This is a genomic window from Paenibacillus sp. MAHUQ-63 (assembly GCF_028765165.1).
GTDB lineage: Bacteria > Bacillota > Bacilli > Paenibacillales > NBRC-103111 > Paenibacillus_E.
The window spans coordinates 46970-60097 of the sequence record NZ_JARADB010000015.1; the positions used below are offsets into that span (position 1 = coordinate 46970).

The 13128-nt window shown below is 50.2% G+C and carries 12 protein-coding genes and 1 rRNA gene; 1 reads left to right on the forward strand and 12 read right to left on the reverse strand.

From position 1 onward, the window contains the following. Positions 1–114 precede the first annotated feature (114 nt). The 4 genes from gltX to PUT07_RS34180 form a co-directional block, all read right to left on the reverse strand. Positions 115–1569, reverse strand: a complete 1455-nt coding sequence (gene gltX / locus PUT07_RS34165) for a glutamate--tRNA ligase (protein WP_274473303.1) — start codon at positions 1567–1569, stop codon at positions 115–117. 29 nt (positions 1570–1598) lie between these two features. After that, a complete protein-coding gene (gene ispF, locus PUT07_RS34170) occupies positions 1599–2084 on the reverse strand; it encodes a 2-C-methyl-D-erythritol 2,4-cyclodiphosphate synthase (protein ID WP_274473304.1) in 486 nt (161 codons plus the stop codon). Then, the gene (gene ispD, locus PUT07_RS34175; protein WP_274473305.1) at positions 2081–2785 is read right to left on the reverse strand and encodes a 2-C-methyl-D-erythritol 4-phosphate cytidylyltransferase; all 705 of its coding nucleotides are present in this window, start codon (positions 2783–2785) and stop codon (positions 2081–2083) included. The genes ispF and ispD overlap by 4 nt, the downstream gene beginning before the upstream one ends. 182 nt (positions 2786–2967) lie before the next feature. Continuing rightward, positions 2968–4035 carry a PIN/TRAM domain-containing protein gene (locus PUT07_RS34180; protein ID WP_274473306.1) on the reverse strand — a complete coding sequence of 356 codons (1068 nt, stop codon included), beginning with the start codon at positions 4033–4035 and terminating at the stop codon, positions 2968–2970. Positions 4036–4192: 157 nt separating this feature from the next. Here PUT07_RS34180 and PUT07_RS34185 point away from each other — a divergent pair, with 157 nt between their 5' ends. Next, positions 4193–4588: a DUF1573 domain-containing protein gene (locus tag PUT07_RS34185; RefSeq protein WP_274473319.1), complete on the forward strand. Its 396-nt coding sequence runs from the start codon at positions 4193–4195 to the stop codon at positions 4586–4588. Positions 4589–4681: 93 nt separating this feature from the next. Here the strand turns inward: PUT07_RS34185 and pssA are convergent, their stop codons facing one another. From pssA to rrf, 8 genes are all read right to left on the reverse strand, one after another. Then, positions 4682–5431: a CDP-diacylglycerol--serine O-phosphatidyltransferase gene (pssA, locus tag PUT07_RS34190; RefSeq protein ID WP_274473307.1), complete on the reverse strand. Its 750-nt coding sequence runs from the start codon at positions 5429–5431 to the stop codon at positions 4682–4684. An 85-nt stretch (positions 5432–5516) separates the two neighbouring features. Further along, positions 5517–6596, reverse strand: a complete 1080-nt coding sequence (gene disA, locus PUT07_RS34195; protein ID WP_274473308.1) for a DNA integrity scanning diadenylate cyclase DisA — start codon at positions 6594–6596, stop codon at positions 5517–5519. A gap of 40 nt (positions 6597–6636) precedes the next feature. Then, on the reverse strand, positions 6637–8004 hold the full coding sequence (gene radA, locus PUT07_RS34200; RefSeq protein WP_274473309.1) for a DNA repair protein RadA: 1368 nt from the start codon (positions 8002–8004) through the stop codon (positions 6637–6639). A gap of 155 nt (positions 8005–8159) precedes the next feature. After that, the gene (gene clpC, locus PUT07_RS34205) at positions 8160–10601 is read right to left on the reverse strand and encodes an ATP-dependent protease ATP-binding subunit ClpC (protein ID WP_274473311.1); all 2442 of its coding nucleotides are present in this window, start codon (positions 10599–10601) and stop codon (positions 8160–8162) included. Positions 10602–10661: 60 nt separating this feature from the next. Next, positions 10662–11681, reverse strand: coding sequence for a protein arginine kinase (locus PUT07_RS34210; RefSeq protein WP_379241305.1), 1020 nt, complete (start codon positions 11679–11681; stop codon positions 10662–10664). A gap of 66 nt (positions 11682–11747) precedes the next feature. Then, positions 11748–12260 (reverse strand): UvrB/UvrC motif-containing protein, encoded by a 513-nt coding sequence (locus PUT07_RS34215; RefSeq protein WP_274473315.1) that lies wholly within the window; start codon positions 12258–12260, stop codon positions 11748–11750. A gap of 13 nt (positions 12261–12273) precedes the next feature. Continuing rightward, positions 12274–12735, reverse strand: coding sequence for a CtsR family transcriptional regulator (locus tag PUT07_RS34220; protein WP_274473317.1), 462 nt, complete (start codon positions 12733–12735; stop codon positions 12274–12276). A 276-nt stretch (positions 12736–13011) separates the two neighbouring features. Continuing rightward, positions 13012–13128: ribosomal RNA gene (gene rrf / locus PUT07_RS34225) — 5S ribosomal RNA — on the reverse strand.

The following is a 13128-nucleotide window of genomic DNA, read 5'->3' on the forward strand; positions in this document are numbered from 1 at the left end:
CTCACAGCCGAAGCCTCGCGGCTCCGATTATCCTCTCTGAAAAACCCTAAATAAGCGTACTCTCCTGATCATTGCAATCGTTATTGGATTAAGTATAACGAAAAGCACCGTCTATTACAATAAGTTCCTTAGACGCGAAGCGACTTTTTCTTTGCCCAGCAGGTACAAAGATACATTCAAATCCGGTCCGTGCACCTGTCCTGTGAGCGCAGAACGAATGGACATGAACAGCTGCTTCCCTTTGAAGCCCGTATCCTTCTGCACTTGCTTCAGCAAGGCAGGGATCGCTTCCACCGTGAAAGCCTCGGCCCCCTCCACTTGCGTCAAGAAGCTGGACAACACTACCGGCACATGCTCTTCCTTCAGAACGGCGGCAGCCTCCTCGTCGATCACCAGCTCTTCTTTGAAGAAGATGCTCGACAATTCGACAATTTCTGCGGCGAAACGCATTCTTTCCTGATTCAGGCCGACCAGCGCCGTTACCCACTCTTGGCCCGCTTCATCCAGCTGGTTCGGAATATAGCCGGCTTTCTGCAAATGCGGCACACACAGGTCGACTACGCGGGAGAGCGGAGCCTTTTTCAAATAGGCATTGTTCATCCAATTCAATTTATCCATATCGAACACAGCCGGACTCTTCGACACGCGATCGAGGTCAAACTGAGCGATTAACTCTTCCTTGGTGAACATCTCTTCTTCACCGCCCGGCGACCAACCGAGCAGCGCAATAAAATTGACGACGGCCTCCGGCAGGTAACCTAACTCCCGGTACTGTTCGATGAACTGGATGATGGACTCATCCCGTTTGCTCATTTTCTTCCGGTCTTGATTCAGAATCAACGCCAAGTGAGCAAATTCCGGAACCGGCATGCCCAGAGCCTCATACATAAGGATTTGTCTAGGCGTGTTGGACAGATGCTCCTCCCCGCGGATCACCAGGTTGATCTTCATGGTATGATCGTCCACGATGACAGCGAAGTTATACGTCGGAATCCCGTCCGGACGAGCGATAATGAAATCGCCTATGCCATTGGAATCGAATTCCACATGCTCGCGCACCTTGTCTTCAAAAGCAATTACACGGTCTGCCGGTACAAGGAAGCGCGTCGAAGGCTTGCGGCCTTCCGATTCAAAAGCAGCACGCTGCTCCGCTGTCAAATGGCGGCATTTCCCGGAATATCCGCCCATCTCGCCGCGCGCCTCCTGTTCGGCCCGCTCCTGCTCCAGGTCGGCTTCCGAACAATAGCACGGGTAAGCATGCCCGCTCTGCAGCAATTGATCCAGATAGGTCTTGTAAATATCCAATCTCTCCATCTGACGGTATGGTGCGTATGGGCCCCCGATGTCTACACTCTCATCCCACTCCAAGCCAAGCCATCTCAGACCATTCAACTGGTCCTCGATCCCCGATTCCTTATGACGAGTCTGATCGGTATCCTCGAAACGCACAACGAAAGCTCCGCCATGGCGGCGGGCCAGCAAGTAATCGAACAGTGCCGTACGAGCACCGCCAATATGCAAATGTCCCGTAGGACTAGGTGCATAACGCACACGTAATGGTTGGTTCATGACTGTACCCCTTCTCCCAATAATACCTGCTATTCTAGCACATCTCGAATTAAACAAACAACCGATTGAGCAGCAATACCTTCGCCGCGGCCTGTGAAGCCCAATTGCTCCGTCGTTGTCGCTTTCACATTGATTTGATCCACCTGCGCATCGAGCGCCTCCGCGATAATCTCGGCCATTTGCGGAATATACGGCGCCATCTTAGGCTTCTGGGCAATGATCGTGGAATCCGCATTACCCAGACGGTAGCCTCGGTCCTTCGCCAGCTGCCATACATGCTTGAGCAGTACCAGGCTGTCCGCATCCTTGAACTCGGCGGCCGTGTCCGGGAAATGCTTGCCGATATCTCCCAAGCCCAGTGCGCCCAGGATCGCGTCGCTGATCGCATGCAGGAGCACATCGGCATCGGAATGCCCGAGCAGCCCTTTCTCATAAGGAATCGTTACGCCTCCGATAATACACTTGCGTCCTTCCACCAATTGATGCACATCAAATCCTTGACCTACGCGAATCATGATTGTCTCTCTCCCCTAACGTGTTGTAAAATCCATTCCGCCCATGGCAAATCTTCCGGTGTTGTGATCTTGATATTGTAATAGTCTCCTTCGACGACATACACCGTTGTTCCTATCCGCTCCACCAGCATCGCATCATCGGTACCCATGAAGCCCTCCTGAAGCGCCCGTTCGTGCGCCTCCCGCAGAAGGGAAAGCCGAAAAGCCTGCGGGGTTTGGATGGCCCACAAGCTTCGTCTATCCGGTGTTGATTGAATTCTTTTGTCGGTATCTACGACTTTGATCGTATCCTTCACAGGGACAGCCAGCACAGCTGCATCCTGTTCCTGCGCCTTCGCCAGACATTCGAACACATGTTCCCTCTTAACGAAAGGCCGCACTCCGTCATGCACGAGCACCCAATCCGTGTCCTTGGCCAAAGCCGCTAGGCCTTGCCGAACAGAGTCTTGACGCTCCGCGCCGCCTGCCAGCACATGAGTGACCTTGGAAAGACCGTAGGCTTGTACATAACCTGCACAGCGCTCTACGTCATTTCCACCCACAACCAAAATGATTTCATTCACTTCATGTATGTTTTGAAATAATTGCAACGTATGTACCAGAATCGGCTTCTGTCCCAGCTGTAAATATTGTTTGCTTTCCGCCGTTCCCATGCGCGAGCCTTTGCCCGCAGCTACGATGATGACTCCCAGCTTCCCCATAAGCCCTCCGACTAAGCGCTTTCGTTCGAAAGCTTTCTACGTAAGCATAGACCCATGGATGAACGACTCCGTCGTCCATATAGGACGAAAGGTTTGTCATGGTTGATGCAAAGCAAAAGTATAAAACTTATACTTTCCAAGCAACTGGTAAGAGCTATGTTACATCTCCCATCATACTGGTTTTACTGCGCTTTTTCCAATAGTTTCGGTTTCGCGAAAATCATCCGCCCCGCCGATGTCTGTAGAACGCTGGTCACCATCACTTCAAGCGTCATCCCGATGAATTCACGGCCGCCTTCCACGACGATCATCGTCCCGTCATCCAGGTAGGCTACGCCTTGTCCATGCTCCTTGCCGTCTTTAATGACTTGAACGATAATTTCTTCACCAGGCAGGACCACAGGCTTCACAGCATTCGCAAGGTCATTAATGTTGAGCACCGAAACACCCTGCAGCTCGCATACTTTATTCAAGTTGAAATCATTCGTGATGACTTTGCCCTGAAGCACCTTAGCCAATCGTACCAGCTTGCTGTCGACTTCCGATATTTCTTCGAAATCGCCTTCGTAGATCAGCACTTTCACTTCAAGTTCCTTCTGGATTTTATTCAAAATATCGAGCCCTCGCCGGCCCCGGTTGCGCTTCAGCAAGTCCGACGAATCCGCAATATGCTGCAGCTCTTCCAACACGAACTCCGGTATCACGAGCGTTCCTTCGATAAATCCCGTTTTGCAAATATCCGCAATACGACCGTCAATAATGACGCTGGTATCGAGAATCTTATGTTCCTCGTAAGGCCTGTGCGTCCCTTTCTCCGGAGCAGCCGACCGGCTCTTGGCCATAATCTGGACTAGCTCCTCCCTCTTGCTGTAACCGATACGGAATCCCATGACGGCTAGAACCGCCGATACGACGAAAGGTAAAAAGGGACCCGCCCACGTCGCCTGCTGCAGCACAGGGAACACCATAACGGATACGAGAAGTCCGATGACGAGCCCTAACGTGCCTGAGAGCAAATCGGACGCAGGAATGTCCGCCACATTCTTTTCTCCTTGGATCAGGAGCTTCATTCCCTTACCGGCAACCCACAATGAAAGAAAGAACATGACCCCAGCGCACATACTATTCAAAACTATGATCTTGCCTGAATCGCTCATGAAACCTGTCGTTCGTACGATTGACTCGCTCCATCCATATCCTAAACTACCACCCATGACGGCTAAAATGAATTGCACCCATTTTCTCATCATAGATTCACCTCCTACATCAACTTATTAATAACAGCCTCCTTACAATTATGTTCCAATTTATCCCTTATTAATCACTTCTGCTCTCGGAAAATTGAAATATTAAGGGCCTTCCATTATAATGAAATTGGAAGTTACCAACACACCCGAGGTGGATGGAATGAGCTCCTTGACTTTAAAGCAGTTTCAAGATCAGGTTTCCGAATTGTTGCTCCGTCACCGAAGTCTGCTTGACGTCTTATCCAAGTTCCAACAGTCAGGCGCAGCTGCCAACCGTTCCGTGGTGAAGTCCATTACAGAATGCGGATGTATTCAGGTTAACGCAGCTAAGCAAGAGTATCATCCAGAGATGACTCTGAACGAAGCGAAGAACGTACTCGGCACTCATGTAACCGGTCACTTATGTGAGCAATGCATCGAGGTCGTGAGCAGTGAATTGGGCAGGAATCTGTTCTATATGTCTGCACTGAGCAACATTCTCGGCGTCAATTTGGAGCAAGTCGTAGAGAACGAATCCAAGAAATGCTCAACCTTGGGCCTTTTCAACATGTCATGATCAAGACAATGCACATGAACAGCAAAAAAGCATTTATTTTCTTCTGCTCATCCAGAGAGAAAATAAATGCTTTTTATTTTTGCGGTATGGAGATTAAACGTCGGATTTAACGGAGTTCGGATCCTCTACGCCGCGTCTTTTGTTCTTTCTGCGGATTCGGATGAAGAAGCCATCAACGTTTTTTTTTAGGCCGTACAGCGCGTACAGCAGAAGCGGTACGAAGATCATTTTGGAGATCGACTCCGGCCACTTGATCGCGATGAGTACGGCAACGGCCACAATCACAGGCGTGATCCAGATCGCTGCTTTCGGAATGCCGGCTTTCTTGAAGTTCGGATATTTCACTGTACTTACCATCAAATAAGACAATAGAATTGTACTTACCAACAGAACATACACGTTAATTTCATTCACAAACAATGCCAATGTACACAGCACACCGCCTGCAGCCGGAATCGGCAATCCGATGAAATAGCCAGGCGTACCGGCAACGACATTAAAGCGAGCCAACCGAAGCGCTCCACAGATTGGGAAGATTGCGGTGACGATCCAAGCGAATGCCGGACTGATCACATGCGGATCGTTGAACGCTACAACATACATGATAAAGGCAGGCGCCACACCGAAAGAAATAACATCGGACAGCGAGTCTAGCTCTTTACCAAATTCACTCTGTGCATTCAACGCGCGGGCTACACGACCGTCAAGTCCATCGAGCAACATAGCGACAATGACCAGCACTGCTGCAACGCCGTGCTCACCGCTGAAAGCGAGAATAATCGACAGAACACCGAGGAATAAGTTCCCTACTGTAAAAAGACTGGGAATTGATTTCGTTAACATATTTTTTTGTCCACCTCTGGATTTACTATGCCCTAAACTTGACTTTATAAAACCTCAACAATGATACTTTATGATTGTATCTACTTTAAATATGTCTGTCAATGAACACTTGTTCTTGAATTCTTTTGAGGCCTTCCTTAATGGCGCGGGCCCTTACCTCTCCGATGCCGTCAACTTCATCCAATTCCTCAATCGTCGCCATCATCATGTGAGGCAGGTAGCCGAATTTCTCCACCAGATTCGCAATAATGATCGAGGGAAGCCGCGGTATCTTCCCAAGAATCCGGAACCCGCGAGGGGAAACCGGCTCTTCCACGATCGAATTGGAATGCGGGTAGCCGAGCAATCGAATAATTTGGTGCGGTTCAAGCAGCTCATCCGAAGAAAGACGCTTCAAGCCTGCTTGCATGTCTTTGACGCGATCCTCGGATAATTCTCTTACATAATCTTTTACGAGCAAACGCGCTTCAAGTTCCGCATTCCCGACAAGTTCTTCTAATTGCATGCTGATCAACCGGCCTTCATTCCCAAGCTCATTAATATATCGGTTGATTTCGGCCTTAATGCGTAGCACCATCTCGAAACGGGCAATTACGTTGGTCACATCGTGCAGCGTGACTAACTCTTCGAACTCCGATGCGCTCAAATTCGTCAGCGACTGATCCAACACCACCTTGTAACGCTCCAGCGTTTGGATGGCTTGATTCGCTTTGGTCAAGATGACGCCGATATCTTTGAGCGCATAGCGCAAATTGCCTTGGTACAGAGTAATTACGTTGCGCCTCTGCGAAATGGATACAACGAGCTTATTCGTCTGCTTCGCCACCCGCTCAGCGGTCCGATGACGGATACCGGTCTCTGAGGAGGAGATGGAGGAGTCCGGGATTAATTGCGTGTTCGCATATAGAATTCGCTTGATATCCTCGCTGAGAATAATCGCTCCGTCCATTTTGGCAAGCTCATATAAATAGTTGGGGGAAAATTCGCAATCGATCGAAAACCCGCCATCGACGATCTCCCTCACTTCCGCACTGTAACCTACGACGATCAGTCCGCCCGTTTTGGCGCGCAGGACATTCTCCAATCCGTCACGGAACGATGTACCAGGTGCCACCATCTGGAGCAATTGGCTCATCACGTCACGCTTGATCTCATCTTTACTCATAGTTTCCTCCTGAAGGCTTGCAGGTTGAATGATTCACGAGCTAGCCCAATGCCGCTTTCAATGCTTCGGACACTGTATTCACTCCGATAATCTCCATACCGGGCGGATGGGTCCACCCCTTCAAACTTTTCTCCGGCATAATGACTCTGCGGAACCCCAGCTTCTCCGCTTCTTTCACACGTTGGTCGATCCGGGACACGCCGCGGACTTCGCCGGTCAAGCCGATTTCACCGAACACCACATCGAACGGCTGGGTCGCTTGATCCCGGAAGCTGGAAGCGATACTGATCGCGATGGCCAAATCGACAGCCGGTTCGTCAAGCTTGACACCGCCGGCCACGTTCAGATAGGCATCTTGATTTTGCAAAAACATGCCCATACGCTTCTCAAGAACGGCAATAATCAGGGAAAGGCGGTTATGATCGACACCGGTCGCCATCCTTCTGGGCGAAGGAAAGTTCGTCGAAGAGACGAGGGCCTGGATTTCTACCAGAACCGGACGCGTGCCCTCCATACTAGCTACGACGGTTGAACCGGCAACGCCGAGAGGTCTCTCAGATAGGAATAATTCAGAGGGATTGCTAACTTCCACGAGGCCCGATTCCTGCATTTCGAAAATCCCGATTTCGTTCGTCGAACCGAATCGATTCTTGACGGCGCGTAGCACCCGGTACGAATGGTGGCGCTCCCCCTCGAAATAAAGCACGCAATCCACCATGTGCTCCAACATTCGCGGTCCCGCAATGGCACCTTCCTTGGTCACATGGCCGACAAGGACCGTTGCAATACCTTTCCCCTTAGCTATTCTCATAAAATGACCCGTGCATTCCCGAACTTGCGAAACGGTCCCCGGCGCTGAAGTGATCGCAGGGTGATAGACCGTCTGGATCGAGTCGATCACCAGAAAATCCGGTTCAATCTCTTGAATGGCTTCTTCGATCAGCTCCAGATTCGTTTCGCAGAGCACGTACAGCAGCGGCGAAGCGGCGTTCAAACGATCCGCACGCAGCTTCGTCTGTTTGACAGATTCTTCCCCCGATATATAAAGCACTTTCTGCTCTGCTTGCGTAAGTTCATGTGAGGTTTGAAGCAGCAAGGTCGACTTCCCGATTCCCGGATCTCCGCCCACGAGGATCAAAGATCCGGGCACGATGCCTCCGCCCAAGACGCGGTTTAATTCCTTATTGCGGGTTACAACCCTGGGCTCCGGACTACTTTCTATATGTATGATGGGGGTCGGTTTTTCTTTCGTTCGCGGGGCAGAAGAATTCATGCCCTTCGTGCGCACAACCGTTTCGATTTCTTCCACCATCGTGTTCCAAGATTGACAGCCGGGGCATTTGCCCATCCATTTCGGCGATTCATAGCCACATTCTTGACAGCAAAATTTGGTTTTCTGTTTACTCATGGCGTAAATGACTCCTTAACATCTTACAATTCAATATTTGGCTATCCTTACCAATAAAGTTTACCATTTTTATGATGTCCATGAAAGGTCATCTGCAAATAAAAAGCATTTTGCCGCACCCATCGTGGATGCAGCAAAATGCTTCTTTGCTTGCTTTATTTCGCGGCTACCCCTTCGCCCCGTTGGACGACCAGTTCACCGTCTTGCTCGTCAATGGTTAAGGAATCGCCTTTGGCAATATTGCCTTTGAGCAGCTCCTCGGACAAGCGGTCCTCGATATGCTTCTGAATCGCTCTGCGAAGCGGACGTGCGCCATAAGTTGGATCATATCCTTCTTTGGCCAAGAACGATTTTGCTTTATCCGTCAGCAAGAAATCAACATCTTGCTCTTTCAGACGTTTGCGAAGATCATCCGCCATCAAGCTAACGATTTCGCCGATGTGTTTCTCATCCAAGGAGTGGAAGACGATAATTTCGTCGATCCGGTTGAGGAACTCAGGACGGAAGCTTTTCTTCAGCTCGCCCATCACTTTGTCTCTCATGTTGGAGTAGTCTTTGCCGGCGTCAATGGCAGCTGTAAAGCCAAGGGAAGAGTTCTTCTTAATCGTTTCCGCACCGACGTTGGAGGTCATGATGATCAGCGTGTTGCGGAAATCGACCGTACGTCCTTTGGAATCCGTCAGACGTCCATCTTCCAGCACTTGCAGCAGGATATTGAATACTTCCGGATGTGCTTTCTCGATCTCATCGAGCAGTACAACGGAGTAAGGTTTGCGGCGAACTTTCTCTGTCAGTTGACCGCCTTCCTCGTAGCCCACATATCCTGGAGGCGCTCCGACAAGTCGGGACGTCGAGTGCTTCTCCATGTACTCCGACATGTCGATCCGGACTACCGCATTGTCATCGCCGAATAGGGATTCAGCCAAGGCGCGCGCCAGCTCCGTTTTACCGACACCTGTAGGTCCTAAGAAAATGAAGGAGCCCATCGGACGCTTCGGATCTTTGAGGCCTGCTCTGGCGCGGCGGATCGCACGGCTGACGGCTTTCACCGCTTCCTCTTGTCCGATCACGCGCTCATGAAGAATATCCTCCATCTTGAGCAGACGCTCCGTCTCTTCTTCAGCCAGCTTGCTAACCGGGATACCGGTCCAGCTCGCTACGATCTGAGCGATATCGTCCGGCGTTACTTCCGTATCCAGACGTCCTTGTTTCTCTTTCCAATCGTTCTTCGTTGTATCCAGCTCTTCACGAAGCTTCTGCTCAGTATCGCGAAGTCCAGCCGCTTTCTCGAATTCCTGGCTTTGTACCGCGGCATCCTTCTCCTTGCGGATATCCTCCAGCTTATTCTCCAGCTGCTTCAATGAAGGCGGTATGGTGTAAGAACGAAGTCTTACTTTGGAGCTGGCCTCATCGATCAAGTCGATCGCTTTATCCGGCAGGAAACGATCCGTAATATAACGGTCGGACAGTTTAACGGCCTCTTGAATGGCCAAGTCTGTAATTTTCACGCGGTGATGCGCTTCGTAACGATCGCGAAGTCCATAGAGAATTTGGATCGCTTCCTCCGGAGACGGCTGATCCACCGTAATCGGCTGGAAGCGGCGCTCCAATGCGGCATCCTTCTCGATATATTTGCGGTACTCGTCAAGCGTTGTCGCCCCGATGCACTGCAGCTCGCCTCTGGCCAAAGCCGGCTTCAGGATGTTGGAGGCATCGATCGCGCCTTCCGCCCCGCCTGCGCCGATCAGCGTGTGCAGCTCGTCAATGAAGAGCACGATGTTCCCGGCTTGACGAATTTCGTCCATAATTTTTTTGAGGCGGTCTTCGAATTCACCGCGGTATTTGGTGCCTGCGACAACGGATCCCATGTCGAGGGTCATGACCCTTTTGTCCTTCAACGTTTCTGGAATTTCATTGTTGATAATCTTCTGGGCAAGGCCTTCGGCAATCGCCGTTTTACCGACCCCAGGCTCACCGATGAGCACCGGATTGTTCTTCGTTCTGCGGCTGAGCACCTGGATCACGCGCTCGATTTCTTTACTGCGCCCGATTACCGGGTCCAGATGGCCTTCCTTGGCATAGGCGGTCAGATCTCTCGCCAAACCGTCAAGTGTAGGCGTGTTCACATTCTGGCTGGTCCCGTGACTTGGGGACACGGTCTCGCTGCTGCCCAGCAATTGAAGCACTTGCTGACGGGCTTTGTTCAGCGAAACGCCCAGGTTGTTCAATACCCTAGCCGCTACGCCTTCGCCTTCGCGAATGAGCCCTAGCAGAATATGTTCAGTCCCCACATAAGTGTGGCCTAATTTCCTTGCTTCATCCATGGAAAGCTCGATAACCTTTTTGGCTCTAGGCGTATACGCAATGTTGGTAGGCTGTTCTTGTCCTCTGCCGATTAGAGATTCGACTTCGTCTTGAATTTTCTCAAGACCTAATCCTAAGGCAACGAGTGCTTTAGCAGCAATACCTTCCCCTTCACGAATCAGTCCCAGCAAAATATGCTCAGTCCCAATATTGTTATGTCCTAAGCGGACCGCTTCCTCTTGAGCCAAAGAAAGCACCTTCTGCGCACGTTCCGTAAATCTGCCAAACATCATAGAGAACACCTCCAAAAGTAGTATATCTATGGTAAACCTAAAGGATGAATCTTCCTTCGTTTAGATCCTGCCGAACTTCTCTCGAATCAGCTCGGCTCTGCGCATATCGCGTTCGTCTGCGTTCAGCTTCTCCCCTGCATATTGCTGCAGGAAGCCCGGCTGCGTCATCACCAGCAGTTCATTCAACACATTCGGTGAGACATTGTTGATAATACCAAGATCAATGCCGAGTCGCACATCGGACAGGCGCTGCGCGGCTTCCTTCGAATCCATGATTCCCGCATAGGACAGAATGCCAAGCGAGCGGTTCACCCGGTCAATGATACGCATTCGAGACTCTTGCATCAGCTTATGCCTGGCGGCACGCTCATGCTCAATAATTTGTCTTGCGACACTGTGCAAATTCTCAATAATCTCGTCTTCGGATTGGCCCAAAGTAATCTGATTCGATATTTGGAACAGATTACCTAATGCTTCGCTGCCTTCCCCATATAATCCTCTAACCGTTAATCCAACTTGTGTAACAGCGGATAAAATTCGATTGATTTGTTGGGTCAGCACCAAAGCCGGCAAATGCATCATAACCGAAGCCCGGATACCGGTTCCGACGTTCGTTGGGCAGCTGGTTAAGTAGCCCTTCTTCTCATCATAGCCGTAATCCAATTGAGTTTCAAAAATATCGTCAATCTGGTTCGCCAAGTCCCAAACTTCCTTGATCTGAAAGCCTGGGCATAAGCATTGTATGCGAAGATGATCTTCCTCGTTGATCATGATGGAGATGGATTCATTTTCGCTTAAAATAACGGCACCGTTACGGGATTCGTTAGCTAAATTAGGACTGATTAAATGCTTCTCAACAAGCACCATTCGCTCAAGCTCATTCAGGTCCGACAGCGGAATTAGCGAAAAGTTGCTGATCGTCTCCAATTCGTCGTTCTCAAGCACGCCGGATAGCTGATCTAGCACCTCTTGTGATTGTTGATTGGTAGCCAGCATGGGATAAGGGTAGTCTCTAAGGTTGCGTGCGATACGGATCCGGCTGCTGATCACGATATCCGATTCCGGTCCGTCGCCCTTCATCCACTCGCTTAATGCATCTCCTGTAAACCGCTGTAGTGTCACTGGATTCACACCTTCCTTACATAATCACATGCCCGCGATTTTCTTCTCAATGTCGCGAATTTGATCCCTGATCTTCGCCGCTTGCTCGAATTCCTCCGCTTCAATGCAGGCCATCATATCCTTCTTCAGCGTCTCGATTTCTCGCTTGCTCTGAATGATGCCGCCGCTTCGTTTGGGGATTTTGCCCACATGGACGGTGTTGCCATGCACTCTCTTGAAGAGAGGATCTAACTTCTCGGAAAAGCTTTGATAGCAGGACCCGCAGCCGAACCGGCCTAGCTTGCTAAACTGCGAGTACGTAAGTCCACAATTCTCACAACGGACCGCTTGCGTTTTCGCGGCGGACATGGACGACGGTTCGAAATCAAGCAACCCCGACAACAGATTATGAATTGAGAATCCGCCGGAGGTCCCCGGGATCATCTCGCCCTTCTCACGGGCACAGTTCTCACAAATGTGGAACTCGTTCTTGTCGCCATTCACAATCTTCGTAAAATGAAGAGTCGCCGGGCGCTTCCCGCATTCCTGACAAATCATTTTCTATGCCTCCTCATCTGCTAAGCAAGGATATCAGCATCGCTTTGAGAATCTTGGCCCGAATTTCATCGCGCAGCGGGAGCTTGAAGGTCAACACATCTCTCGATATCGCTGCCCGAATCAGGTTGGCTTCTCGGGTTGAAATATATTGGCCCTCCTGCAGCTGGTAAATGAGCCCTTCCGAAGCCACTTGATCGATATGGGTATGGATCGTGCGGAAAATATGATCGAGAATCGATCCATGGCTCTTAAGCTCAATCTTCTGGATACGAATGTACCCGCCGCCGCCGCGCTTACTCTCCACCAGATAGCCCTTCTCCAGCGTGAACCTTGTACTGATCACATAATTGATCTGCGAAGGCACGCATTGGAATTGGTCGGCAAGATCGTTGCGCTGGATCTCGATGGCTCCCTCCGAGCTTTGCTGCAGGACGTGCTTTAAATATTGCTCAATTATTTCTGATACGTTACGCATCAATTCATCCTCCCAGACTGCTAGAAGTAAATTGATTGACTTTGATTGACTTTGACTTTCTTTGACCTTAACTAGATTATAATCATTTCCTTTCTTTTTGACAAGTACTGACTCCAAACATTGCCGAGCCCTAATAAATCTGACCATTTCACAGTCTACTTTCAGTATTTACAGAAAAACCCCTGCTTAACGTCAGGGGGTGTTCCTTTTTTTGGGGCGCCCGTGCAAAAACAAAAAAACCTCCCTGAGATTTCTCTCAGAAAGGTTTTCTCTCGTGCTTGGCAACGTTCTACTCTCCCAGAACCCTGCGGTTCAAGTACCATCGACGCTGGAGGGCTTAACGGTCGTGTTCGAGATGGGAACGCGTGGGTCCCCTCCGCCATCATCACCAAA

Bases quoted from the DNA above. Each gene is read 5' to 3' on its own strand.
- gltX (WP_274473303.1), bottom strand. From the start codon at position 1,569: ATGAACCAACCATTACGTGTGCGTTATGCACCTAGTCCTACGGGACAT.
- ispF (WP_274473304.1), bottom strand. From the start codon at position 2,084: ATGATTCGCGTAGGTCAAGGATTTGATGTGCATCAATTGGTGGAAGGA.
- ispD (WP_274473305.1), bottom strand. From the start codon at position 2,785: ATGGGGAAGCTGGGAGTCATCATCGTAGCTGCGGGCAAAGGCTCGCGC.
- PUT07_RS34180 (WP_274473306.1), bottom strand. From the start codon at position 4,035: ATGATGAGAAAATGGGTGCAATTCATTTTAGCCGTCATGGGTGGTAGT.
- PUT07_RS34185 (WP_274473319.1), top strand. From the start codon at position 4,193: ATGAGCTCCTTGACTTTAAAGCAGTTTCAAGATCAGGTTTCCGAATTG.
- pssA (WP_274473307.1), bottom strand. From the start codon at position 5,431: ATGTTAACGAAATCAATTCCCAGTCTTTTTACAGTAGGGAACTTATTC.
- disA (WP_274473308.1), bottom strand. From the start codon at position 6,596: ATGAGTAAAGATGAGATCAAGCGTGACGTGATGAGCCAATTGCTCCAG.
- radA (WP_274473309.1), bottom strand. From the start codon at position 8,004: ATGAGTAAACAGAAAACCAAATTTTGCTGTCAAGAATGTGGCTATGAA.
- clpC (WP_274473311.1), bottom strand. From the start codon at position 10,601: ATGATGTTTGGCAGATTTACGGAACGTGCGCAGAAGGTGCTTTCTTTG.
- PUT07_RS34210 (WP_379241305.1), bottom strand. From the start codon at position 11,681: ATGAAGGGCGACGGACCGGAATCGGATATCGTGATCAGCAGCCGGATC.
- PUT07_RS34215 (WP_274473315.1), bottom strand. From the start codon at position 12,260: ATGATTTGTCAGGAATGCGGGAAGCGCCCGGCGACTCTTCATTTTACG.
- PUT07_RS34220 (WP_274473317.1), bottom strand. From the start codon at position 12,735: ATGCGTAACGTATCAGAAATAATTGAGCAATATTTAAAGCACGTCCTG.